The following is a 23,078-nucleotide window of genomic DNA, read 5'->3' as shown; positions in this document are numbered from 1 at the left end:
CCGGGACGACCACGACCCCTCGGGACCACCACGACCGCTGACCACCACCACGACCACCGGGCAGTGCGGCCCGGACCGACGAAAGGCACGACCATGATCGCCAGGACCACAGTGAAGAAGACCCTCACCGGGGTGACCGCCCTGACCCTCGCCCTGGGCCTCACGGCCTGCGGAGGCAGCCGCGGCGCCGGCGCGGAGGAGGGCTCGAACGAGGGCGCCCGGATCGGCGTGGCGATGCCCACGCAGCAGTCCGAGCGCTGGATCGCCGACGGCGAGAACGTCAAGGCCCAGCTCGAGGAGCTCGGCTACGAGGTGGACCTCCAGTACGCCAACGACGACATCCCCACGCAGATCTCGCAGATCGAGAACATGATCAACGGCGGGGCCAAGGCGCTGGTGATCGCCTCGATCGACGGCACCACGCTGACCAGCGTGCTGGACACGGCCGAGACCCAGGAGATCCCCGTGATCGCCTACGACCGGCTCATCAACGAGTCGGACACCGTGGACTACTACACGACCTTCGACAACTACGAGGTGGGCGTCCAGCAGGGCACGTCGCTGCTCACCGGCCTCGGGGTGCTCGACGAGAACGGCGAGCCGACCGGCGAGAAGGGCCCGTTCAACGTGGAGCTCTTCGCCGGCAGCCCCGACGACAACAACGCGACCTTCTTCTGGAACGGCGCGATGGACACCCTCAAGCCGTACCTGGACGACGGCACGCTCAACGTCCCCAGCGGCCAGACGGAGTTCGAGCAGGCCGCCATCCTGCGCTGGCTGCCGGACACCGCCCAGGACCGGATGGAGGACCTCATCACGGTGGGCGGCGGCGACCAGCTCGACGGCGTGCTCTCCCCCTACGACGGCCTCTCGATCGGCATCATCTCCGCGCTGCGCTCCGGCGGCTACTCCCAGGACGAGCTGCCCGTGGTGACCGGCCAGGACGCCGAGATCGGATCCGTGAAGTCCATCGTCAACGACGAGCAGTACTCCACGATCTTCAAGGACGTCCGCGAGCTCGGTGAACGCGCGGTGCTCATGGTGGACTCCCTGATGCAGGGCGAGGAGCCCGAGGTCAACGACGAGGAGACCTACGACAACGGCGTGAAGGTGGTCCCCGCCTACCTGCTCGAGTCGCAGATCGTCACGAAGGACAACTACCAGGAGGCCCTCGTGGACAGCGGCTACTACGAGGCGTCCGAGGTCGAGTGACCGCGACCGGCCGGGCGGCCCGACGCCGCCCGGCCGGCCCGTCCCTCACCACCACCCAGCCCGAGACGAGGAGCCCCGCATGAGCAAGCACGTTCTGGAGATGCGCCGGATCAGCAAGTCCTTCCCCGGCGTCAAGGCGCTGCAGGACGTCACCCTGGCCGTCGCCCGCGGCGAGGTCCACGCGATCTGCGGGGAGAACGGCGCCGGCAAGTCCACCCTCATGAAGGTGCTGTCCGGCGTGTACCCGCACGGCACCTACGAGGGGGACATCGTGCTGGAGGGCGGGACCGTCTCCTTCCGGGACATCAAGGACAGCGAGCGCAGCGGGGTGGTCATCATCCACCAGGAGCTGGCGCTGTCCCCGTTCCTGTCCGTCGCGGAGAACATCTTCCTCGGCAACGAGCGCGCCACGCGCGGGGTCATCAACTGGAACGAGACCAACGCCCGGGCCGCCGACCTGCTCCGGCGCGTGGGTCTCGACGTGAACCCGAGCGTCCCGGCCGGGGACATCGGGGTGGGCAAGCAGCAGCTCGTGGAGATCGCGAAGGCGCTCTCCAAGGACGTGAAGCTGCTCATCCTCGACGAACCCACGGCGGCCCTGAACGACGAGGACTCCGCGCACCTGCTGGGTCTGGTCCGGGGGCTGCGCGAGGACGGGATCACCTGCATCATCATCAGCCACAAGCTCAACGAGATCCGGGCGATCGCCGACTCCGTGACGATCCTCCGCGACGGGCAGACCATCGAGACCCTGAGCCTGCACGACGGGTCCGTCACCGAGGACCGGATCATCAAGGGCATGGTGGGCCGCGAGCTCACGAACCGGTACCCGGAGCGGGTCCCCGAGATCGGCGCGGAGGTGCTCCGCGTCGAGGACTGGACCGTGCACCACCCCCGGGAGCACTCGCGGGTGGTCGTGGACCGGGCGCAGCTGACCCTGCGGGCGGGCGAGATCGTGGGGATCGCCGGGCTCATGGGCGCCGGGCGCACCGAGCTGGCCATGAGCATCTTCGGGCGCAGCTACGGGGCCAGCATCACCGGACGGATGTACAAGAACGGCCAGGAGATCACGGCACGCACCGTCAGCGAGGCGATCCGGCACGGCATCGCGTACGCCACGGAGGACCGCAAGCGCTACGGGCTCAACCTGATCGACGACATCAAGCGGAACATCTCCTCGGCGGCCCTGGGCAAGCTCACGTCCGCGGGCTGGGTGGACGGCGGGCGCGAGACGCTGGTGGCGCAGGGCTACCGCACCAGCATGAACATCAAGGCGCCCTCGGTGTCCTCGATCACCGGCAAGCTCTCCGGCGGCAACCAGCAGAAGGTCGTCCTGTCCAAGTGGATGTTCGCTGACCCGGACGTCCTCATCCTGGACGAGCCGACCCGCGGCATCGACGTGGGCGCGAAGTACGAGATCTACACGATCATCAACACGCTGGCCGCGCAGGGGAAGGCGGTGCTGGTGATCTCCTCCGAGCTGCCGGAGCTGCTGGGGATCTGCGACCGGATCTACACGCTCGCCGAGGGGCGGATCACCGCCGAGGTGCCCATCGCCGAGGCCACCCCCGAACGACTCATGCAGCACATGACCAAGGAAAAGGACTGACCCATGGCTTCCACCCTCGTCGACGAGGACCGGGCCCTCGACAGCAGAGGCCCGCAGAAGACCTCCACCGTGGCCGGCGCCGGCCGGTTCCTCATGAGCAGGCTCCGCCAGATCGGCATCTTCCTGGCCCTGCTGGTGATCGTGACGCTGTTCCAGGGCCTGACCGGCGGCGCGCTGCTCCAGCCGGACAACGTCTACAACATCATCGTCCAGAACAGCTACATCCTGCTGCTGGCGATCGGCATGGTCATGATCATCGTGGCCGGGCACATCGACCTCTCGGTCGGCTCGGTCGCCGCGTTCGTGGGCGCGATGTCCGGGATCATGATCCGGGACTGGAGCCTGCCGTGGTGGGCGGCCCTCGTGGCCGCCCTCGCGGTCGGCGCTCTCGTGGGGGCCTGGCAGGGCTTCTGGGTGGCCTACATCGGGATCCCCGCCTTCATCGTGACCCTCGCCGGCATGCTCGTCTTCCGCGGCCTGACGCAGATCGTGCTCGAGAACCAGCGGATCACCGGCTTCCCGACCGAGTACCGCCAGCTCGGCGGCGGCTCCCTCTTCCCGGGCCTGTTCCCGCCGGCGACCAACATCCTGGACTGGACCACGGTGGGCATCGGCCTGATCGCCACGGCGATGCTCGTGGTGAGCCAGCTCCGGGGCCGGGCCAACCGCGCGAAGCTCCACCTCGAGGACGAGCCGCGCGCCTGGTTCCTCACGCGCCTGGTCTTCGGCGTCGTCGTCATCCTCGCGCTCACCTTCCTGCTGGCCAGCTCGCGCGGCGGGACGCCGATCGTGCTCGTGGTCCTCGGCGTGCTGGTGGTCGCCTACAGCGCCGTCATGAACCGGACGGTCTTCGGCCGTCATGTCTACGCCCGCGGCGGCAACCTCCAGGCGGCCCAGCTGTCCGGCGTGAACACCAAGCGCGTCGACTTCCTGCTGTTCGTCAACATGGGCGTGCTGGCCGCGCTGGCCGGGCTGGTGTTCACCGGCCGGCTCAACTCCGCCGGACCGGGCGCCGGAAGCCTGTTCGAGCTGGACGCGATCGCCGCGGCCTTCATCGGCGGCGCCGCCGTGACCGGTGGTGTGGGCACGATCATCGGCGCCATCACCGGCGGTCTGATCATGGGCGTGCTCAACAACGGCATGTCCCTCATGGGCGTGGGGATCGACTACCAGCAGTTCATCAAGGGCCTGGTGCTGCTGCTGGCGGTCGGGTTCGACGTGTTCAACAAGCGCCGCGCCTCGAACGCCCTCAAATGACCGTGACCGCCCCGAGGTCCTTCGGGGTGCTGCCCGACGGGCGGGAGGTCACCGTCCACACCCTGGGCACCCCGGGCGGGCCGGTGCTGCAGGTCCTGGACCTCGGGGCCACGATCCAGGCCCTGCACCTGCCCGAGCGCACCGGCGGCACGACCAACGTGGCCCTGGGCCACCGCGACGCCACCGGCTGCACCGCACCCCCGGACGCCTTCCTCGGAGCGGTCGTGGGCCGCTACGCCAACCGCATCGCCGCCGCCGGCTTCGACCTCGACGGCACCACCGTGCACCTGGCCGCCAACGAGGGCACCACCACCCTGCACGGCGGCCCCGACGGCTTCCACAGCCGCCTCTGGCGCACGGTGGAGGCGGGCCCGGACCAGCTGGTGCTGGAACTGCTCAGCCCGCACCGGGACCAGGGCTTCCCCGGGGCCCTCACCGTGCGCGCCATCTACACCGTGAGCGGACCCACCGTGGCCCTGGAGCTGACCGCCCGCACCGACGCCCCCACCGTGGCCGGACCGGCCAGCCACCTCTACCTCAACCTCGCCGGCGAGGGCTCGGGCACGATCGAGGACCACCGGCTCACCGTCGCCGCCGAGCACTACCTGCCCGTGGACGACCACGGGCTCCCCACGGGCGGGCTCACCCCGGTCACCGGCACCGTCTTCGACCTCACCACCCCGGCCCCGCTGGGGGAGCGGATCCGCTCGGCGCACCCGCAGATCACGGCCGCCGGCGGGATCGACCACTCCTTCCACCTGCGCGGCACCGGGCTGCGCACCGCCGCGCTGCTGGAGCACCCCGTCAGCGGGCGGGCCGTGGAACTGATCACCGACCAGCCCGCCCTGCAGGTCTACACCGGCAACGCGCTGGACGGGACCATCACCGGCCCCGGCGGGCACCGCTACCCCCGCTGGGCCGGCATCGCCCTGGAACCCCAGCACCACCCCGACTCCCCCAACCGGCCCGAGCTCACCGACCCGGTGCTGCGCCCGGGGCGGACCTGGCGCTCCCGCACCGAATGGCGCTTCCGGTACTAGCGGCCGCCGGCCCTCTTCTCGCGCCGCTTCGCCATGATGCGGCCGAAGACCGCGGTGCCGACCATGAACAGGATCCTTCGCATGCTGGTGCTCCTTCTCCTCGGTGGTGCTCGGACGACGTGCCCGGTCCACGCTACGGCCTGTCCCGGAAAAAGGTAAGGGGGCTGAAGAACAGCATGGTGCGTTGCCGGGACGGATCGCGCCCCGGTCCTGCGGCGCCGACGGGCGGGGGGGGNCCCGCCCGCCCGCTCCTCGGGGCGCCCAGGATCTCCGCTCCTGGGCGCCCGGTCACTCCTCGGGGAGCTTGGCCGCGAGGATCCCGCGGATGTAGTCGCGGTTCATGGCCGTCACCGTGAGGCCGTCGCCGCCGTAGTGCTCCACGCACATGGGGCCGTCGAAGCCGGCCTCCAGGGCCATGCCGATGGCCTCGCGGTAGTTGATGAATCCGAGGGCCAGCGGCGCCGGCGCCGAGGCGTAGGAGCCGGTGGCGGGATCGAAGTCCCGGAAGTAGTTCTTGAGCTGCCAGTAGTTGGTGTGGGGGAGCATCTTGGTCAGCATCTCCCGCCAGTCTTCGACCTCCCGGTGCAGGCGGACGATGTTGCCGATGTCGGGGCACAGCCCCACGTTGGGCAGGTCCACGGCGGTGACGAGCTGCACGGAGCTGTCGGCGGTGCCGAGGAAGGTTCCCTCGTACATCTCCAGGGACACGCTGACGCCGCGCTCGGCGGCGTACTCGCCCAGCTCGCGGAAACGGGTGGCGGCCTTCTCCCGGTTCTCCGGGGTCTCCTCGTCCTCGGCGCCCTCCGCGAGCCAGAACCAGGTGGCCTGCTTCTGCGGCTCGGTGAACGGGTCGTGCAGACCCAGGCACACCATGGGCACCTCGAGGTCCGCCGCGGCGTCGATGGTCCGCTTCGTGTAGGCCATGTTCTCCCGGGCCTTGTCCTCGTCCGGGGTGATCACGCTCTTGCGGGTCACCGCGATGTCGCTGAAGGCGAGGTCGTAGGAGCGGGCCGTCTCGAGCAGTCGGCGACGGCCCTGGGCGTCGAGGTCGGCGGGCCGGACCCAGGAGTCGGTGAGGTCGACGTGGTCGAAGCCCGCGAGGCGGACCTCGCGCAGCGTCTGCTTCCAGGCCTCGGGGCCGGCCGTCGTGCGGTCGCGGCCGTCGGCGGTGGTGCCGGTGAAGTTCAGCAGGGCGGCGCCGATGGGCCAGGTCTCGGGGGTGTACGGCATGGTTCTCTCCTTGTCGGGCGTCTCGCGGGACGCCGTGCTGTGTCGGGTCTGCGGTGCGCGGTCGCACCAGTGGTCGGGACGGGGCCGGCTCACGCGGCCAGGGCGTAGACGATCCAGGCCAGGGCGAACGCCATGAAGCCGATCGCGGTGCCGACCACCGACCAGGTCTTCAGTGTGGTCAGGGTGTCGAAACCGCAGAACTTGCCGATGAGCCAGAAGCCCGAGTCGTTGACGTGCGAGAAGGTGATGGAGCCCGCCGCGATGCCGACGACGATGGCGGCCAGCCCGACACCGGACAGGCCCAGCTCCGCGACGGCCGGAGCCATGATGGAGCCCGCCGTGGTCGCGGCCACGGTGGCCGAGCCCTGGGCCACGCGGAAGGCGATCGCCACCAGGAAGCCGGCCAGGATCGCCGGGAGCCCCATCGCGTCCAGGCCGCCGGCGATGGTGCCGCCGATCCCGGTCTCGGTGAGCACGCGGCCGAAGGCGCCGCCGGCTCCCGTGATGAGGATGATCGAGCAGACGGGGGCGAGGGCGTGGTCGACGAGGTCCTCCAGGGCGCCGCCGATCGAGCCGCGGCCGCGCCGCGGCCGCAGGTACAGCAGGTACATCGCGAACAGCGTGGAGATGAGCAGCGCGATCGGGGTGTTGCCGATGAGCCGGGACAGGCGGAACAGGACGTTGTCGTCGCCCACGGCCCCGCTGGCCTCCAGTGTGGTGAACAGCGTGTTGAAGAAGATGAGCACGAGCGGCAGCAGCAGGACGAAGATGATCGTCCAGAAGCCGGGCCGGGGCGTGTCGTCGTCGAGCTCCACCTCGCCCAGGAGGTTCGGCACGGGCATGTTCGGGTAGCGCTTGGCGATGACCAGGCTCAGCCGGTAGCCGGCGAGGTACCACGTGGGCAGGCCGACCAGGAGCGAGACGAGCACGACCATCCCGACGTCGGCGCCCATCACGGTTGCCGCCGCGGTGGGGCCCGGGTGCGGCGGGGTGAGGGCGTGCATCATCAGGAAGGCGCCGATGGAGGGCAGCACGTAGAGCATGAAGGAGCCGCCCAGGCGCCGGGCGACGGTGTAGATGATCGGCAGCATCACGATGAAGCCGGCGTCGAGGAAGATCGGGAACGCGTAGAAGAGCGAGGCCACGGCCAGGGCGAGCGGGGCCCGCTTCTCCCCGAACCGCCGCAGCATCGCGTCGGCGAGCACCTGCGCGCCGCCGGAGACCTGGACCAGGCGCCCGAGCACGGCGCCGAAGCCCACGAGCAGGGCCACGTTGCCCACGGTGGTGCTGAAGCCCGCGACCACCACGCCGACGACGTCGGCCACGCCGATGCCGGCGGCCAGGGCCGTGAGGAGGCTGATGATGATCAGCGCGAAGAACGCGTGGACGCGGAGCTTGATGATCAGGACGAGCAGCGCGGCGATGGCCGCGACCGCGATGGCGAGGAGGGCCCACGTGGGCCTCTCCGCCAGGACGAGCGCGTCCGCCGTGGCGGCGGGAAGAAGGATGTGCATAGCTGAATCACCTTTGGTCAGAATGCGGGCCAGCCACCCTGGTGCTGTGGTGTGGACCACATTCGACGGGCCATTGGCCAATACCCTATAGGATATTGGTAATCTGTCCAGTGGTCGAGGCCATCGGCTGCAGGAGTGCGGACCGGCCGCCGTCTGTGCCCCGGGTGCGTGGGACAATTCCTGTGACGGCGGACGCGAGTGAGGGAATCGGCATGGAGACGGGTGTTCCGGGCGGGGCGTGGGTGCAGCGCAGCATCCTCGCGGACCAGGTCTACAAGGAGATCCTCGCGCGGCTCATGGACGGGAAGCTGAAGTCCGGGGATCCCATCAGCATCGACGGCACGGCGCGGGAGCTGGGTGTCTCGCCGACGCCGGTCCGGGAGGCCCTGGCGCGGCTGGAGTCCACGAACATGGTGGTCCGCGCCGCGCTGCGCGGCTACCGGGTGGCTCCTCTGCTGACCCACGAGGAGCTGCTGGACCTGATGGACGCCCGCCTGCTCATCGAGCCGTACAACGCCGAGCTGGCGTGCGGACACGCGGACGCGGCGTTCCTGGAGGCGCTCGAGCGAGCCATCGACGACCTCCGTGACGCCCCCAACGGGCCGCACTTCTCCGACTACCGCACCTACTGGGAGGCGGACGAGCGCTTCCACCGCCTGATCGCGGAGCAGGCGGGCAACAAGTTCGTCCTGGGCGCCTACGACTCCCTGGGTGGGCACGTGCACCGGTTCCGGCTCTTCAGCGGGCTGGGGGTCCAGGACGCCCGCAGCGCCATCGAGGAGCACGCGCGGATCCTGGCGGCGCTGCGCCGCGGTGACGCCGCGGCCGCCCGGATCGCGATGGCCGGGCACATCTGCGGGGTCCGCGAGCGGGCCATCCACGAGCACGAGAACGCCGGCGAGGACGCCCGCAGCGAGAGCGCCTGAGGCCCCCGGCTCATCCTCCGGCGGCGCCCGGTGTGGTTGACACCACACTCGGTGCCGTGGATCCTATAGGAAACACGGCCAAGACTTGACCGGTCCACGGGGTCGTCCGCGACCTGCGCTCCGCCGCCGCCGCCGTGTCCATCAGACGGAACATGTGCACATCAGAGGAGATGGGGATCATGGCTCAGCGCTCGGTAGCAGTTGTCGGTTCGGGATACATGGGCGGGGGCATCGCCCAGGTGCTCGCCCTCGGCGGCGCGCGGGTCGCGCTCGCCGACATCTCGCAGGAGATCGCCGAGAAGAACCTCGGGCGCCTCCTCGGCGAGGCGGAGCAGTTCGTCGCCGACGGGCTCTTCCCGGCGGACGCGGTCGAGCGGCTGCGCGAGAACCTGTGGGCCGCCCCCAGCATCGAGGAGGCCGTCGCGGACGCCTCCTACGTGGAGGAGGCCGTCCCGGAGATCCTCGACATCAAGCACGGCACTCTGCGCCGGATCAGTGACGCCGCGCCGGCGGACGCCGTGATCGGCTCCAACACCTCCACCATCTCCATCGCCCAGCTCGCCGAGGTCGTCGAGAACCCGGGCCGCTTCCTCGGGGTGCACTTCTCCAACCCCGCGCCGTTCATCCCCGGCGTCGAGGTCATTCCCCACGAGACCACCACGCCGGAGACGGTTGAGGTGGCGAAGGAGATCGTCGAGCTGACCGGCAAGAAGGCCGCCGTGGTCAAGGACGTCACCGGGTTCGTGCTCAACCGCCTGCAGTACGCCCTCTTCCACGAGGCCGCCCAGGTGGTCGAAGAGGGCATCGCCACCGCGGAGGACGTCGACACGCTGGTGCGCACCACCTTCGGCTTCCGGCTGCCGTTCTTCGGGCCCTTCGCGATCGCGGACATGGCCGGACTGGACGTCTACTCCTTCTGCTACGCCTCGCTGCAGACCTCCTTCCCGGAGCGCTTCGCCACGCCCAAGATCCTCCAGGACCTCGTGGACGAGGGGAAGCTCGGCACCAAGTCCGGCGCCGGATTCCTGCAGATCCCGGCCGAGCGCTCGAACGACCTCGTCGCCTACCGCAACAAGGCCTATGTGGCCATGGGGCGGCTCCTGAACGAACTGGGCCCCAGCCCGGTCGACGAGGAGACCGCCCAGCAGGGCGGGGCGTCCACCCCCGCCGGCTGAGCCGGCAAGCACCGACCACCCCTCCGGCGGGAGCGGCGCTCGACGTCGAACCCCTGCGCCTGCCGGCGATCCTCCGAGACCACCGAGGTTGGAACGATGACTTTTCTTGTGAACGATCCCGCGGAGTTCGCCGCCGACGCGCTGCGGGGTTTTGTGGCCGCTCATCCCGAGCACGTGATGGCCGCCCACGGCGGGGTGGTGCGTGCTTCCGAGACCCCGGCGGGCCAGCCGGCGCTGGTGATCGGCGGGGGCTCGGGGCACTACCCGGCCTTCGCCGGATGGGTCGGGCCCGGGATGGGCCACGGCGCCCCGTGCGGCAACATCTTCTCCTCGCCCTCGGCCTCCCAGGTGTACTCCGTGGCGCGCTCGGCGGCCAACGGCGGGGGTGTGGTACTGGGCTTCGGCAACTACGCCGGGGACGTGCTGCACTTCGGGCAGGCCGCGGAGAAGCTGCGCGCCGAAGGCGTGGACGTGCGGATCATCCGGGTCTCCGACGACATCGCCTCGGGCCCGGCCGAGTCCCACCGGGAGCGCCGCGGGATCGCCGGGGACCTGCCGGTGTTCAAGATCGCCGGGGCGGCGATCGAGGCCGGGGCCGATCTGGACGAGGCCGAGCGGGTGGCGTGGAAGGCCAACGACGCGACCCGCTCCTTCGGGGTGGCGTTCGAGGGGTGCACCCTGCCCGGGGCCGGGGAGGCGCTGTTCCACGTGCCGGCCGGGGAGATGGCGATCGGGCTGGGGATCCACGGCGAGCCCGGCGTGCGGGAGGTGCCGATGGGCACGGCCGACGAGATCGCCGATCTGCTGCTCGAGGGTGTGCTGGCGGAGGAGCCGGCCCGGGTCGAGGGCGGCTACCAGGGGCGGGTGGCGGTGCTGGTCAACGGGCTGGGCACGGTGAAGTACGAGGAGCTGTTCGTGGTCTACGCCCGGGTGGCCGAGCGGTTGGCCGAGCGGGGGCTGACCGTGGTGGCCCCGGAGGTCGGGGAGCACGTGACCAGCCTGGACATGGCAGGGTGCTCGCTGACGGTGGTGTTCCTCGACGAGGAACTGGAGCGGTACTGGCTGGCCCCGGCCGACACCCCGGCCTTCCGCCGCGGCGCGCCCGACACGGCAGGCCGGCCCGCGCGGACCGGGGTGCACGCCCCCGGGGCGGAGGAGGTGCCCGAGGCCACTGCGGACTCCCAGGAGGTCACCGGGCGGATCCTGACGGCGCTGGCGGTGCTGGAGGCCACGGCGGCCGAGCACGAGGAGGCCTTCGGTCGGCTGGACGCGATCGCCGGCGACGGCGACCACGGCCAGGGCATGGCCTACGGCACCCGGGGTGCCCTGGCGGCCGCCCGGGACGCCGCGGAGGCCGGTGCCGGGGCGAGGACCGTGCTGCTGCGCGCCGGGGACGCCTGGGCCGAGGAGGCCGGGGGCACCTCCGGTGCCCTGTGGGGCGCGGCGCTGACCGCCGCCGGGTCGGTCTTCGACGACGCCGCCGGGGCCGGGCCGGAGGAGGCGGTGGCCGCCCTGGTGGCCGGCATCGACGCGATCGTGCGCCTGGGCGGGGCGGCCCCCGGGGACAAGACCATGGTCGACGCCGCCCTGCCGTTCCGCGAGACGCTGCTGGCCGAGTTCGAGACCTCCTCCGACCTGGTGGGCGCCACGAAGAAGGCCGCCGCCGTGGCCCGGGAGGCGGCAGAGGCCACCGCGGAGATCACCGCCCGGCGCGGGCGCTCGAAGGTGCTGGGTGACAAGAGCCTGGGCACCCCGGACCCCGGAGCGCTGTCCTTCTCCGTGCTCATGGCCGCCCTGGGCGAGCACCTCGCCCAGAGCCCGGACACCCAGACCCGGGACACCCAGAGCCCTGACACCCAGAGCTCCGACATCGAGAGCCCGGGCGGGCGGTAGGAGGCGGACGTGACGGTGTGGATCGGTACGAGCTGGAAGATGAACAAGACCCTCGCCGAGGCCGGCGACTGGGCCCGGGGTCTGGCCGGGCACCTGGCCGGGCGGGACCTGGGCGACGTGGTGCCCTTCGTGATCCCGCCGGCCACCGCGATCGCCGCGGTGGCGGCGGCCCTGGCCGATGAGCCCCGGGTGCTGGTGGGGGCGCAGAACGCGCACTGGGAGGACGCCGGGGCCTGGACCGGGGAGGTCTCGGTGCCCCAGGTCGCCGACGCCGGGGCCCGGATCGTGGAGATCGGCCACTCCGAGCGGCGTGAGCACTTCGCCGAGACCGACGAGACCGTCCGGGCCAAGGTCGCCACGACCCTGGCCCACGGGCTGATCCCGCTGCTGTGCGTGGGGGAGCCCGCGGAGGTCAAGGACGCCGGCGACTCCACCGGGTACGTTCTCGATCAGGTGGCCCGTGCCCTGGCCGGTCTCGCCCCGGAGCAGCTGTCCAGGGTGCTGATCGCCTACGAACCGATCTGGGCGATCGGGGAGCACGGGCGCCCGGCCACCACCGCGGAGCTGGCCGAACCCTTCGCCGCCCTCGGCGAGTCCTGGGGGCAGCAGGTGCGCGGGCTGCTCTACGGCGGATCGGTGAACCTGGACAACGCCGCGGACCTGCTCGGCATCGCCGAGGTCGACGGGTTGTTCGTCGGGCGCACCGCCTGGCAGCTGGACGGCTACCTGCGCCTGCTCGAGATCGCCGCCGACCGCTGAACCCGTCCCACCACCTGCCGCGGCAGCACCGGCGCCACCCGGCACCACAGACCACACACGACACACCACACGACACACCACGGACCACAGACACGGACGAGATGAAGGAGCACACCATGAGCGAGAACAAGAAGCTGCGGATCGTGATCGGCGGCGACGACGCCGGATTCGACTACAAGGAGACCCTGCGCCAGGACCTCGAGGCCGACGAGCGCGTCGAGAGCGTGGTGGACGTCGGGGTCTCGAAGACCGAGAACACCGACTACCCGCACGTGGCCGTGGAGGCCGCCCGGAAGGTGGCCTCCGGAGAGGCCGACCGGGCGCTGCTGGTCTGCGGCACCGGGCTGGGGGTGGCGATCTCGGCGAACAAGGTCCCCGGGATCCGGGCGGTGACCGCCCACGACTCCTACTCGGTGGAGCGCTCGGTGCTCTCCAACAACGCCCAGGTGCTGTGCATGGGCCAGCGGGTCATCGGCCTGGAGCTGGCCAGGCGCCTGGCCAAGGAGTGGATCGGCTACGCCTTCGACCCGACCAGCGCCTCGGCGGCCAAGGTCGAGGCCATCACCGGCTACGAGAACAGCTGACCCGCCCCGCCACGGGCACAGCCTCGGCCCCGGCACGGACCCCGTGCCGGGGCCGCGACTATGTCCGCACCGCGCGCAGGTGTGCCAGGACGGCGGCAGTGACCTGCTGGGGCCGCTCCTCGGCCAAAAAGTGGCCGGCGTCCACGGCGTGGCCCGTGGCCTGCGGGAACTGCCGCCGCCACAGTGCGAGCGGGTCCTCCCGCGCGCCGACCCGCCCCCGCGAGCCCCACAGGACGAGGGCGGGCAGGTCCCGCTGCTCGTGCTCGTCCGCCTCGTCGATCTCCACGTCCGGGCCGGCCGCCGCACGGTAGTCGCGGCACCAGGCGTCGACCACGGCGGGATCCCGCGCCGCGTCCTCGTAGGCGGCGAGCGCGGCCGGGGCGAACGGGACCTGCGTGCCGCTGAGCCCCTGCAGCGTCCGGCGCACGAAGTACACGGGGTCGTGGCCGATCAGGGTCTGCGGCAGCCCCTCGCCCTGCGCGAGGAACGCCCAGTGGTAGTACTGCTGGGCCAGCCACGCGTCCATCGACCGCCACACCTCCAGGGTGGGCAGGATGTCCAGCAGGGCCACGGACGCCACCGCGCCGGGGGCGTCGAGCGCCATCCGGTGGGCGGTCCGGGCGCCGCGGTCGTGCCCGACGACGGAGAACCGGTCGTGGCCCAGCGCCCGCATGAGCTGCACCTGGTCGGCGGCCATCGCCCGGAAGGTGTGGTCCTCGCTGCCCGTGCGCGAGCGGCCGTAGCCGCGCAGGTCGGCCGCGACCACCGTGAACTCCTCGGCCAGCACGGGCGCCAGGAGGTGCCACATGGCGTGGGTCTGCGGGAAGCCGTGCAGCAGGAGCACGGGCGGGCCGTCGCCGCCCGTGCGGGCATGGATCGTGGCGTCGGCCACGGTCACGTCGTGGGCGCTGAAGTCGGGGAACACGGTTGCTCCTTCGGGTCGGGGCGGGGCGGGTCGGGGACGGGCCGCGCGGCGCGGGGCCGGGACTGGAATGCAGGCCCGGTGGCGTTGTACGTGATGGGCTGGTCCGCACGTGCACCAGACAACACCAGCGAGGAACCGGGAGAAACCCCATGAACCACGCCCCGACGCAGTCCGGCGCCCGCGCGGCCACGGCAGGGCGCGGCACGAGGACGCGGGAGCTCGTGCAGAGCGCCGAGCACTACACCGCGCGCACGTACTCCCCGCTGGACGTGGTGGTGGCCCGGGCGCAGGGCACGACGGTCACGGACGTGGAGGGCCGGGAGTACCTCGACTTCCTGGCCGGCTACTCGGCGCTGAATTTCGGCCACGGCCACCCGGCGGTCCTCGAGGCGGCCCGGACCCAGCTGGAGCGCGTCACGCTGACCAGCCGCGCGGTCCACAACGACCAGCTCGGTCCCTTCGCCCGGGACCTGTGCGCCCTGCTCGGCCAGGACATGATGCTGCCGATGAACACCGGCGTCGAGGCCGTGGAGTCGGCGATCAAGGTCGCCCGGAAGTGGGGCTACGAGCGCAAGGGGGTGGCCCCGGGTCGGGCGCAGATCGTCGTGGCGGCGGGGAACTTCCACGGCCGCACCACCACGGTCATCAGCTTCTCCGACGACGACGAGGCCCACCGCAACTACGGCCCCTACACGCCGGGCTTCGTGACCGTCCCGTTCGGGGACCTCGCCGCCCTCGAGGCCGCCGTCACCGAGGACACGGTCGCCGTGCTGCTGGAGCCCATCCAGGGCGAGGCCGGCGTGATCGTGCCGCCGCCGGGATACCTGCAGGGGGTGCGGCGGTGCACGGCCGAGCGCGGCGCCCTGCTCGTCGCCGACGAGATCCAGTCCGGGCTGGGCCGCACCGGCCGGACGCTGGCGTGCGAGCACGAGGGCGTCGAGGCGGACCTCTACCTGCTCGGCAAGGCCCTGGGCGGGGGAGTCCTGCCGGTCTCCGCGGTGGTGGGCCGCGCGGACGTCCTGTCGGTGCTGCGGCCCGGCCAGCACGGCAGCACGTTCGGCGGCAATCCGCTGGCCGGCGCCGTCGGCCGCGCCGTCGTCGCCCTCCTGGCCACCGGGGAGCCCCAGGAGCGGGCGCGGGTCATGGGGGAGAGGCTGCACACCGGCCTGGCGGAGCTGGCGCCGCTGGGCCTGGCGGAGGTGCGCGGGCGCGGGCTGTGGGCCGGGATCGACATCGATCCGCGGCTCGGCACCGGCCGGGAGTGCTGCGAGCGTCTGGCGGCCCACGGGGTCCTCGCCAAGGACACCCACGGCTCCACCATCCGGCTCAGCCCGCCGCTGGTGATCACCGAGCCGGAGCTGGAGCGGGGACTGGCCGCGCTCGCGGACGTGCTGCGGGCCATGGCGCGTCGCTGATCCGCCTCAGCCCGTCCCGGCGGTCTCCTCCCCGGGGGCCTCGTCCCTGTGGGCCAGTGCCGACTCGATGCTTCCGGCGAGCTGCGCCGGCGAGGTCTTCGGGGCGAAGCGGCGGATCACCCGACCGTCCCGGCCCACGAGGAACTTGGTGAAGTTCCACTTGATGTCGTCGCCCAGGATCCCGCCCTTCTCCTCGCGCAGCCACGACCACAGCGGGTGGGCGTCGGGGCCGTTGACGTCGACCTTCTCGAACATCGGGAACGTGACGCCGTAGTTGCGGCTGCAGAAGTCCGCGATCTCCTCCTCGATGCCCGGCTCCTGGTTCCCGAACTGGTTGCAGGGAAAGCCCAGGACCATCAGGCCGTCCTGCTTGAAGTCCCGCCACAGCTGCTCGAGGCCCTCGTACTGCGGCGTGAACCCGCACTCGCTCGCGGTGTTGACCACGAGCACCACCTTCCCGGCGTACTGGGACAGCGGATGCTCGCGCCCGTCGAGCGCGGTGGCGGTGAAGTCGTGCAGCGTGGTCATGGGAGCCTCCCGGGTGCTCGAGGACAGCGGTCTGCTCCCATCATGCCGCCGAAGTCCCGCCGAAGTCCTGCCGGTGCCCGCGCGAGCGCCCAGGTTGCGGACCACGCCGCGCCGCGACCCCCGGTGGCGTCGTGTGCGGCGTCGTGGGTCAGCGCTGCGGGCTCCTCATACGGGCGAGGAAACGGAACCGGTCCCCGCGGAACACCGAGCGGGTCCACTCCACGGGCGAGTCGTCCGCCGCGAACCCGAGCCGGTGGATCAGCAGCAGGGGAGCCCCCATCTCGATGCCCAGGATCCGGACGTCGTCCGGACCGGCGAGCTGGGTCTCCACGGTGTCCTCCGCCTCGACGATGTCGATGCCGTAGTCCTGGCGCAGCGCGGTGTACAGGGACCCGGTCCGGTCCAGGTGCTGCGCCAGGTCGGGCAGCGGTCCGGTGAGCAGGGCGACCTCGTGGGCCAGCGGCTCGCCGTTGATGAGCCGGATCCGCTCCACCCGGGCGAGCTCGGCGCCGACCGGCACGCGCAGCCGGGCCGCGGCGTCGTCGTCGGCGGACGTGCGGCTCACGTCGAGGACCGTGGAGGAGCTCGCGAGGCCCTGGGCGGCGGCGTCGTCGCTGAAGGAGGTGAGCTGACGGACGTAGGTGGACCGCGGCGGGGCCACGAAGGTTCCCCGGCCCTGGGCCCGGCCCAGCACCCCCTCGGCCACGAGCTCGCCGATGGCCTGGCGGACCGTGGTCCGGGAGGTGGCGTACTGCTCGGCGAGCGCCCGTTCCGTGGGGATCAGCGTGCCGGGGGTCGCGTTCCGCACGAGGTCCCGGAGCTGCTCCTTGAGCAGGTAGTACTTCGGGACGGTCCGCGGCTCCGCGCTCATCGGCCCAGCATATCGGCCGTCCCGCCCGCGCCGTCCGCGCCTTCCGGGCCGGCGGCCCGGGTCCTCCGGGTGTGAGCATTGACACATAAATTGGTCTAGTCCAAGCTGGGGGGACGGAAGTCATGACGATCGCGAACGGTGCGGCGGAGAGAAGGGAACTGCTCATGAGTGCACGAGCGAGGCGCCGGTCCCGCGCCGTGGTGCTGGGGACCGGTCTGTCGGTGGCCGTGGCGCTGTCCGCCTGCGGTGGCGGGGAGAGCGCGAGCGGCGGCGGGGAGGGCGACGGCGTCATCGAGGTCTGGGCCCACAGCGGCCAGGCGGCCGAGGCCGAGGCGCTCGAGGCCCTCGTGGCCGAGTACAACGACTCGCAGGAGGACGTCAGCGTCGAGCTGACCCTCATCCCCGAGGCCGACTACACCAGCACCGTCCAGGCGACCGCCGTGGAGGACCTCCCCGACGTGATGGAGATGGACGCCCCGACGATGGCGTCCTTCGTCTACGACCGCAAGCTCGTGCCCCTCGAGGACGTGGTGTCGCAGGAGACCCTCGACAACCGGATCGAGGGCGTGCGGGAGAGCGGCACGTACCAGGACCAGACCTACGCGGTCGGCATGTTCGACGTCGGGCTCGGGCTGTGGGGCAACCAGCAGCTCCTGGACGCCGCGGGCGTGGACGCCCCGGCCACCGCGGACGAGGCGTGGACGGCGGAGGAGTTCGCGCAGAACCTGCAGAAGCTCGCGGAGGTCAGCCCGTCGGGCAACGCGATCGACCTGGGCGAGGCCAACGGCTTCGCCGCCGAGTGGGGCACCTTCACCACCAGCCCGGTCCTGTGGTCCAACGGCGGCACGCTCATCCGGGACGGCGCGGCGGACGGGGTGCTCAACAGCGCCGAGAACGTCGAGGCGCTCGAGGAGTGGGCCTCGTGGAAGGAGCACACGGACCCGAACACCAGCGGCACCGCCTTCCCCGACGGGGACGTCGCCCTCACCTGGACGGGCAACTGGATGTACCCCACCTTCAGCGAGGCCCTCGGCGAGGACCTGGTCGTGATGCCCCTGCCCGACCTCGGCAACGGCACCAAGGCGGGCCACGGCTCCTGGCAGTGGGGGGTGACGCCGGCGGCCGGAGGGGACCAGGCCGCGGCCGGTGCCTTCCTCGACTTCCTGCACTCCGACGAGAGCATCGCCAGGATGGTCGAGGCCAACGCGGCGGTGCCCGGCACCACCAGCGCGCTCGAGGGCAGCGAGCTCTACGGCGAGGGCGGCCCGCTGGAGCTGTTCGCGAGCAACCTCGCCTCGGCCTGCAGCTCGGAGGAGGTCACCCAGGAGTGCATCGCGGTGGCCCGGCCGATCACCCCCGGCTACCCCACGGTCACGAGCTCCTACGGCAGCGCGCTGGCGGCGATCTGGGGCGGCGCCGACCCGCAGGGCGAGCTCGACAGGGCGGCGCGGGCCATCGACGCCGACTTCGAGGACAACAACGGCTACCAGGACGACTGATCCGCGGCGGGGCTGCTGCGCAGCCCCGCCGTCTCGTGGGAGGAGAGTGCCATGACCACGTCACCGGGCCTCGTGGCCCCGGCGCCCGCACCGGAGGTCACCGGGAGGGCGCCGCGCCGGAACCGGGTCCGGCGCGACCGGCTCGCCGGACCGCTCATGGCCGCCCCCGCCGTGCTGCTGCTTTTGCTCTTCGTGGCCCTGCCCTTCGTGGCGGCCGTCTGGTTCTCCTTCTACAACGTCCGGCTCGGGGACCCCCGGGACCCGGCCTTCATGGGCCTGACCCAGTACGCGCGCATCTTCACGGACCCCGACGTGTCCAGCCAGTTCCTCAGCGCGCTGCTGCACAACTTCGTCTTCGCCGCCGTGGTCGTGCCGGTGCAGACCGCGCTGGCCCTCGGGCTGGCCGTGCTCGTGCAGAAGAACCTGCCCGGGATCGCCGTCTTCCGCTCCGTGTACTTCCTGCCGGTCGTCTTCCCCATGGCGCTCGTCGCCCTCATCTGGGGGCTCATCCTGGCCCGTGGCAGCGACGGGCTGCTGAACTCGCTGCTGTCCTTCTTCTCGGGCGGCAGCTTCGGGGCGCAGGACTGGCTGGGCTCCGGCCGCACGGCGCTGGCCTCGGTCATCGTCCTGTCGATCTGGCAGGGCGTCGGCTTCCAGATGGTCATCCTGCTGGCAGCCCTCCAGCAGGTGCCCCGTGACCTCTACGAGGCCGCCCAACTGGACCGCGCCAACGCCTGGCACCGCTTCGTGCACGTCACCCTGCCGGGGATCCGCACCACGCTGGTCTTCGTGGCCCTGTACACCACGATCCTCTCCCTGCGGGTCTTCGACCAGATCTACGTCCTGACCCGCTCGGGCGCCGGGCTCAACGAGGACGCGGCGCGCACGGTGATGTACCAGGCCGTCAGCTCGGCCTTCGACGCGAACAACATCGGCCGGGCCAGCGCCATCTCCGTGGTGTTCTTCGTGATCGTCGTGGTCCTGTCCCTGCTCCAGCGCCGCGCGACCCGTGAACGGGAGGACTGACATGCCGCGCCCCACCTCCACGACCCGTCCCGGCGGGACCCGCTCCGGCCGGCGGGTGCGCCCCGGCGACTGGGCCCGCTACGGGCTGCTCCTCGTCACGGGCGCCCTCTTCCTCGCCCCGGTGGCCTACATGGTCGCGGCGTCCCTGGCGCCGGCGCAGCGGGCCCTGGCCGGCTTCGCCGTGTTCGACCCGCGCGGGTGGGGCCTGCACAACTACACGGGCGTCTTCGCGAGCCTGTCCTCGCCGAGCACCGGCCACCTCTGGCAGTTCTTCGCGGTGTCCTTCACCGTCACCACCTGCGTGGTGGGCCTGGGGCTGGTGGTCAACTCCATGGCGGCCTTCGCGCTGTCGCGGCTGGGCTGGCGAGGCCGCGGCGCGGTGCTGCTGGGCGTCCTCATGCTGCTGATCGTCCCCTTCGAGGCCGTGGCCGTGCCGATGTTCTACCTGTACAACGACGCGCGCAACACCCTGTGGATCCAGATCGTGCCGTTCATCGGCAACGCCCTGTCGATCTTCCTGTTCTACTCGTTCTTCTCGGGCATCCCCCGCAGCATCGACGAGGCCGCCCGGATGGACGGCGCCGGCCCCCTGCGGGTGTTCTGGCAGATCATCGCCCCGATGAGCAAGCCGGCCTACGCGTCCGTGGCGGTGCTGACCTTCCTCACGCAGTGGGGCTCGTTCCTGTGGCCGGTGCTCATGATCTCCGAACCGCAGCTGCGTCCCCTGCCGCTGCAGATCAGCGTCTTCGCCGGCCAGCTGCCGCCGGCCTGGGGACAGGTGATGGCCTTCGGCGTGCTGCTGGTCATCCCCGTGATCGTGGTGTTCCTGGTCTTCCAGCGCTGGTTCATCGAGGGCGTGGCCAGCTCGGCCGTCAAGGGCTGACCCGCCCCGCCACGCCCCCACCCGTCGTCCGGAAGGACCCCCATGGAAGTGCTCGTCCTGCCCACGGCCGAGGACGTCGCCGCGCGCGCGGCCGACGCCGTCGCCGCCCAGGTCTCGCGCCGGCCGCACACCGTGCTGGGCGTGGCCACGGGGTCGTCCCCCCTGGGCACCTACCGCGAGCTCGCCCGGCGGCGGACCGAGGAGGCGCTGGACCTGTCGCAGCTGCGGTGCTTCGCGCTGGACGAGTACGTGGGCCTGCCCGGCGGGCACCCGGCCGCCTACGCCGAGGTCCTGGAGCGCGAGCTCGCCGGCCCGTTCGGCCTGTCGGCCTCCCGGGTGCGGGTGCCGGACGGCTCCCGGCCGGACCTGGCGCAGGCCTGCCAGGACTACGAGGACGCCATCGCCCGTGCGGGCGGGATCGACCTGCAGCTGCTCGGCATCGGGGTCAACGGGCACATCGGCTTCAACGAGCCGGCCTCCTCGCTCGCCTCCCGCACCCGCGTCAAGGCGCTGTCCGCGCGGACCCGCTCCGACAACGCCCGCTTCTTCGACGATCCCGGCGACGTGCCCACCCACTGCCTCACCCAGGGCCTCGGCACGATCCTCGAGGCGCGCGAGGTGCTCCTGGTCGCCCAGGGGCGGCACAAGGCGGCCGCGGTGGCCGCCGCCGTGGAGGGGCCGGTCTCCGCGATGTGCCCCGCGTCCGTGCTGCAGCTCCACCGGAAAGCCACCGTCGTGGTGGACGAGGCGGCCGCGGGCGGGCTGGCCCTGACCGACTACTACCGCTTCGTCGCCGAGGCCGGGCGCCGGCTGCCCCAGGGGGAGACATGACGTTGCGCCTCGCGGACCACTGGGTCTGGGACAGCTGGCTGGCCGACGACGGACATGACTACCACCTGTTCTTCCTGCGGGCCAGCCGCGCCCTGCGGGATCCCCACAAGCGCCACCGCCGGGCCTCGATCGGGCACGCCGTCTCCTCCGACCTGGAGTCCTGGACGCTGCTCCCGGACGCCCTCGTGGCCGGCGACGAACCGTCCTGGGACGACCTGGCCACCTGGACGGGCAGCACCGTCCGCGGCCACGACGGCCGGTGGCACCTCTTCTACACCGGCATCGGCCGCGCCGAGGACGGGCTGCAGCAGCGCATCGGCTCCGCCGTCTCGGACGACCTGATCAGCTGGGAGCGCACCGGCGCCGGCCCGATCGAGGCGGACCCGCGCTGGTACGAGAAGCTGGGGGAGGGCACCTGGCCGGACGAGGCGTGGCGGGACCCCTTCGTCTTCTTCGACGACGACACCGGGCAGTGGCAGATGCTCGTCACGGCTCGCGCCGCCACCGGGGACCCGGACGCCCGCGGCGTGGTCGGCCACGCCGTGAGCGACGACCTGGAGCGCTGGACCGTCCGCCCCCCGCTGACCGCGCCCGCCGGTTTCGGGGAGATGGAGGTCGTCCAGTCCCAGGTCGTGGACGGCACGGGAGTGTTGATCTTCTCCTGCCTCCCGCGGCTGGCCCCCGGCATCCCGTTCTCGGAGGCGAGCACCGGGACGTGGATCGCCCCCGGCGCCGGCCGGCTCGGGCCGTGGGAGCTCGAGCGCAGCTCCAGCTTCTTCGTGCCCGGCGTCTACGCCGCCCAGCTGTTCCGCAAGCGCGACGGCCAGTGGGTGGTGTTCGGCTTCCAGAACAGCGTGGACGGGAGCTTCGCCGGCGAGATCGCGAGCCCGGTGCCGCTGACGGACCTCCTGACGGAGGGCCTGCTGTTCCCCCGCCCCGCACGACCACCCGTCCCCACCCCCTGCACCAGGAGCACCCCATGATGAAGACGCTGATCGCCGCGGGCTCCGCGGCCGCCCTGCTCATGACCACCGGCGTGCTCGGCGCGGCCCCCGCCGCGGCGGCCCCGGACCGAGCCCCGGACCGGGGCCCGGTCCGAAGCACCGACCTGCGCGTCATGTCCTTCAACATCCACCACGGCGCGGACGGGGACGACGTGCTGGACCTCGAGCGCACCGCCGCAGTGATCGAGGCGTCGGGCGCGGAGGTGATCGGTCTGCAGGAGGTCGACGACGGGTGGTCCTCGCGCAGCGACTTCGAGGACCAGGCCGCCCGCCTCGCGGAGTTCCTGGGCATGCACTACGCCTACGGCGCGAACCTCGACGTGGCACCCGCCGAGGGCCGCACCGGGAACAGCCGGTACGGCAACGCGATCCTCAGCGAGCACCCGATCATCGACGCCGAGAACCACCTGCTGACCAGCATCGAGTACACGGAGCAGCCCACGGAGCAGCGCGGTCTGCTGGAGGCGGTGATCAACGTGAAGGGTCACCACATCGGGTTCTACAGCACCCACCTCGACCACCAGCGCGCCGAGCAGCGCGAGCTGCAGGCTCGGGAGATCGCGCAGATCGCGGGGGAGAGCCGGCGCCCGGCGGTGGTCGTCGGGGACCTCAACGCCGAGCCCGGCGCCCCGGAGCTGCGGGGTCTCTTCGAGGTGTTCACCGACACCTTCGCGGCCCTGGGCCAGGACGACGCCTACACCTTCGCCCCGGACGGCGCCCCGGTCGAGGACGCGAGCCTGCGCATCGACTACGTCCTCGTCTCCGAGGGCGTGCGGCCGCAGGCCGCGCACGTGGTGCGCACCTCCGCGTCGGACCACCTGCCGATCGTCGCCGACCTCCGGATCCCCCGGTCCCCGAACGGGCTGGTCCGGTAGCCCCGGACCGGCCCGACGCCCG

21 protein-coding genes are annotated in these 23,078 nt (G+C 71.9%); 16 read left to right on the top strand and 5 right to left on the bottom strand.

Features of this window, described 5'->3' with window-relative positions; all coding sequences use genetic code 11:
• Positions 1-93 precede the first annotated feature (93 nt).
• The 4 genes from chvE (at position 94) to ABD220_RS11480 (ending at position 5,118) form a co-directional block, all read left to right on the top strand.
• On the top strand, positions 94-1,212 hold the full coding sequence (gene chvE / locus ABD220_RS11495) for a multiple monosaccharide ABC transporter substrate-binding protein (protein WP_344122693.1): 1,119 nt from the start codon (positions 94-96) through the stop codon (positions 1,210-1,212).
• A gap of 79 nt (positions 1,213-1,291) precedes the next feature.
• Complete coding sequence (mmsA, locus tag ABD220_RS11490; RefSeq protein ID WP_344122690.1) at positions 1,292-2,821, top strand: multiple monosaccharide ABC transporter ATP-binding protein; 1,530 nt, start codon at positions 1,292-1,294, stop codon at positions 2,819-2,821.
• A gap of 93 nt (positions 2,822-2,914) precedes the next feature.
• On the top strand, positions 2,915-4,078 hold the full coding sequence (gene mmsB, locus ABD220_RS11485; RefSeq protein ID WP_344122824.1) for a multiple monosaccharide ABC transporter permease: 1,164 nt from the start codon (positions 2,915-2,917) through the stop codon (positions 4,076-4,078).
• Positions 4,075-5,118, top strand: a complete 1,044-nt coding sequence (locus ABD220_RS11480; protein ID WP_344122688.1) for an aldose epimerase family protein — start codon at positions 4,075-4,077, stop codon at positions 5,116-5,118. The genes mmsB and ABD220_RS11480 overlap by 4 nt, the downstream gene beginning before the upstream one ends.
• A 288-nt stretch (positions 5,119-5,406) precedes the next feature.
• On the opposite strand, the gene ABD220_RS11475 is transcribed toward ABD220_RS11480, so the two are convergent.
• Both ABD220_RS11475 and ABD220_RS11470 read right to left on the bottom strand, forming a co-directional pair.
• Positions 5,407-6,348, bottom strand: a complete 942-nt coding sequence (locus ABD220_RS11475; RefSeq protein ID WP_344122687.1) for a sugar phosphate isomerase/epimerase family protein — start codon at positions 6,346-6,348, stop codon at positions 5,407-5,409.
• Between the two features lie 89 nt (positions 6,349-6,437).
• Positions 6,438-7,862, bottom strand: a complete 1,425-nt coding sequence (locus tag ABD220_RS11470) for a GntP family permease (RefSeq protein ID WP_344122686.1) — start codon at positions 7,860-7,862, stop codon at positions 6,438-6,440.
• A 212-nt stretch (positions 7,863-8,074) separates the two neighbouring features.
• On the opposite strand from ABD220_RS11470, the gene ABD220_RS11465 reads away from it, so the two are divergent.
• From ABD220_RS11465 to ABD220_RS11445, 5 genes are all read left to right on the top strand, one after another.
• On the top strand, positions 8,075-8,788 hold the full coding sequence (locus ABD220_RS11465; RefSeq protein WP_344122685.1) for a GntR family transcriptional regulator: 714 nt from the start codon (positions 8,075-8,077) through the stop codon (positions 8,786-8,788).
• A 179-nt stretch (positions 8,789-8,967) separates the two neighbouring features.
• On the top strand, positions 8,968-9,963 hold the full coding sequence (locus ABD220_RS11460; protein WP_344122683.1) for a 3-hydroxyacyl-CoA dehydrogenase family protein: 996 nt from the start codon (positions 8,968-8,970) through the stop codon (positions 9,961-9,963).
• Between the two features lie 96 nt (positions 9,964-10,059).
• Positions 10,060-11,856, top strand: a complete 1,797-nt coding sequence (locus tag ABD220_RS11455) for a dihydroxyacetone kinase family protein (RefSeq protein WP_344122682.1) — start codon at positions 10,060-10,062, stop codon at positions 11,854-11,856.
• 9 nt (positions 11,857-11,865) lie between these two features.
• On the top strand, positions 11,866-12,615 hold the full coding sequence (locus ABD220_RS11450) for a triose-phosphate isomerase (protein WP_344122681.1): 750 nt from the start codon (positions 11,866-11,868) through the stop codon (positions 12,613-12,615).
• A 116-nt stretch (positions 12,616-12,731) separates the two neighbouring features.
• Positions 12,732-13,199: a ribose-5-phosphate isomerase gene (locus ABD220_RS11445; protein ID WP_344122680.1), complete on the top strand. Its 468-nt coding sequence runs from the start codon at positions 12,732-12,734 to the stop codon at positions 13,197-13,199.
• 58 nt (positions 13,200-13,257) lie between these two features.
• Here ABD220_RS11445 and ABD220_RS11440 read toward each other — a convergent pair whose 3' ends face one another.
• Positions 13,258-14,124 carry an alpha/beta fold hydrolase gene (locus ABD220_RS11440; protein ID WP_344122678.1) on the bottom strand — a complete coding sequence of 289 codons (867 nt, stop codon included), beginning with the start codon at positions 14,122-14,124 and terminating at the stop codon, positions 13,258-13,260.
• 149 nt (positions 14,125-14,273) lie between these two features.
• Between ABD220_RS11440 and rocD the strand changes: the two genes are divergently transcribed.
• On the top strand, positions 14,274-15,539 hold the full coding sequence (gene rocD, locus ABD220_RS11435; RefSeq protein ID WP_344122676.1) for an ornithine--oxo-acid transaminase: 1,266 nt from the start codon (positions 14,274-14,276) through the stop codon (positions 15,537-15,539).
• 6 nt (positions 15,540-15,545) lie between these two features.
• On the opposite strand, the gene ABD220_RS11430 is transcribed toward rocD, so the two are convergent.
• Positions 15,546-16,067, bottom strand: coding sequence for a glutathione peroxidase (locus tag ABD220_RS11430; RefSeq protein WP_344122674.1), 522 nt, complete (start codon positions 16,065-16,067; stop codon positions 15,546-15,548).
• 148 nt (positions 16,068-16,215) lie between these two features.
• Positions 16,216-16,938 (bottom strand): GntR family transcriptional regulator, encoded by a 723-nt coding sequence (locus tag ABD220_RS11425; RefSeq protein ID WP_344122673.1) that lies wholly within the window; start codon positions 16,936-16,938, stop codon positions 16,216-16,218.
• Between the two features lie 164 nt (positions 16,939-17,102).
• Between ABD220_RS11425 and ABD220_RS11420 the strand changes: the two genes are divergently transcribed.
• Genes ABD220_RS11420 through ABD220_RS11395 form a run of 6 tightly spaced genes read left to right on the top strand, consistent with a single transcriptional unit; the run spans position 17,103 to position 23,056 of the window.
• Positions 17,103-18,437 carry an ABC transporter substrate-binding protein gene (locus tag ABD220_RS11420; protein ID WP_344122671.1) on the top strand — a complete coding sequence of 445 codons (1,335 nt, stop codon included), beginning with the start codon at positions 17,103-17,105 and terminating at the stop codon, positions 18,435-18,437.
• 51 nt (positions 18,438-18,488) lie between these two features.
• Entirely contained in the window at positions 18,489-19,463 is a 975-nt protein-coding gene (locus tag ABD220_RS11415; protein ID WP_344122670.1) for a carbohydrate ABC transporter permease, read from the top strand.
• 1 nt (position 19,464) lies between these two features.
• The gene (locus tag ABD220_RS11410; RefSeq protein ID WP_344122668.1) at positions 19,465-20,346 is read left to right on the top strand and encodes a carbohydrate ABC transporter permease; all 882 of its coding nucleotides are present in this window, start codon (positions 19,465-19,467) and stop codon (positions 20,344-20,346) included.
• A 42-nt stretch (positions 20,347-20,388) separates the two neighbouring features.
• Positions 20,389-21,177, top strand: coding sequence for a glucosamine-6-phosphate deaminase (gene nagB, locus ABD220_RS11405; protein WP_344122666.1), 789 nt, complete (start codon positions 20,389-20,391; stop codon positions 21,175-21,177).
• Positions 21,174-22,160: a glycoside hydrolase family protein gene (locus ABD220_RS11400; protein ID WP_344122664.1), complete on the top strand. Its 987-nt coding sequence runs from the start codon at positions 21,174-21,176 to the stop codon at positions 22,158-22,160. The genes nagB and ABD220_RS11400 overlap by 4 nt, the downstream gene beginning before the upstream one ends.
• Positions 22,157-23,056, top strand: a complete 900-nt coding sequence (locus ABD220_RS11395) for an endonuclease/exonuclease/phosphatase family protein (protein WP_344122661.1) — start codon at positions 22,157-22,159, stop codon at positions 23,054-23,056. The genes ABD220_RS11400 and ABD220_RS11395 overlap by 4 nt, the downstream gene beginning before the upstream one ends.
• The last annotated feature ends 22 nt before the right edge of the window (positions 23,057-23,078 follow it).

Origin of the sequence: Kocuria aegyptia, assembly GCF_039530085.1 — a bacterium.
In the GTDB taxonomy this organism is placed as follows: domain Bacteria; phylum Actinomycetota; class Actinomycetes; order Actinomycetales; family Micrococcaceae; genus Kocuria; species Kocuria aegyptia.
The sequence above is the reverse complement of the archived record's forward strand: the minus strand, read 5'-3'. Positions and strand labels throughout refer to the sequence as shown.

Coding starts and splice junctions, on each gene's coding strand:
- chvE (WP_344122693.1), top strand. CDS start 94: ATGATCGCCAGGACCACAGTGAAGAAGACCCTCACCGGGGTGACCGCC.
- mmsA (WP_344122690.1), top strand. CDS start 1,292: ATGAGCAAGCACGTTCTGGAGATGCGCCGGATCAGCAAGTCCTTCCCC.
- mmsB (WP_344122824.1), top strand. CDS start 2,915: ATGAGCAGGCTCCGCCAGATCGGCATCTTCCTGGCCCTGCTGGTGATC.
- ABD220_RS11480 (WP_344122688.1), top strand. CDS start 4,075: ATGACCGTGACCGCCCCGAGGTCCTTCGGGGTGCTGCCCGACGGGCGG.
- ABD220_RS11475 (WP_344122687.1), bottom strand. CDS start 6,348: ATGCCGTACACCCCCGAGACCTGGCCCATCGGCGCCGCCCTGCTGAAC.
- ABD220_RS11470 (WP_344122686.1), bottom strand. CDS start 7,862: ATGCACATCCTTCTTCCCGCCGCCACGGCGGACGCGCTCGTCCTGGCG.
- ABD220_RS11465 (WP_344122685.1), top strand. CDS start 8,075: ATGGAGACGGGTGTTCCGGGCGGGGCGTGGGTGCAGCGCAGCATCCTC.
- ABD220_RS11460 (WP_344122683.1), top strand. CDS start 8,968: ATGGCTCAGCGCTCGGTAGCAGTTGTCGGTTCGGGATACATGGGCGGG.
- ABD220_RS11455 (WP_344122682.1), top strand. CDS start 10,060: ATGACTTTTCTTGTGAACGATCCCGCGGAGTTCGCCGCCGACGCGCTG.
- ABD220_RS11445 (WP_344122680.1), top strand. CDS start 12,732: ATGAGCGAGAACAAGAAGCTGCGGATCGTGATCGGCGGCGACGACGCC.
- rocD (WP_344122676.1), top strand. CDS start 14,274: ATGAACCACGCCCCGACGCAGTCCGGCGCCCGCGCGGCCACGGCAGGG.
- ABD220_RS11430 (WP_344122674.1), bottom strand. CDS start 16,067: ATGACCACGCTGCACGACTTCACCGCCACCGCGCTCGACGGGCGCGAG.
- ABD220_RS11425 (WP_344122673.1), bottom strand. CDS start 16,938: ATGAGCGCGGAGCCGCGGACCGTCCCGAAGTACTACCTGCTCAAGGAG.
- ABD220_RS11420 (WP_344122671.1), top strand. CDS start 17,103: ATGAGTGCACGAGCGAGGCGCCGGTCCCGCGCCGTGGTGCTGGGGACC.
- ABD220_RS11415 (WP_344122670.1), top strand. CDS start 18,489: ATGACCACGTCACCGGGCCTCGTGGCCCCGGCGCCCGCACCGGAGGTC.
- ABD220_RS11410 (WP_344122668.1), top strand. CDS start 19,465: ATGCCGCGCCCCACCTCCACGACCCGTCCCGGCGGGACCCGCTCCGGC.
- nagB (WP_344122666.1), top strand. CDS start 20,389: ATGGAAGTGCTCGTCCTGCCCACGGCCGAGGACGTCGCCGCGCGCGCG.
- ABD220_RS11400 (WP_344122664.1), top strand. CDS start 21,174: ATGACGTTGCGCCTCGCGGACCACTGGGTCTGGGACAGCTGGCTGGCC.
- ABD220_RS11395 (WP_344122661.1), top strand. CDS start 22,157: ATGATGAAGACGCTGATCGCCGCGGGCTCCGCGGCCGCCCTGCTCATG.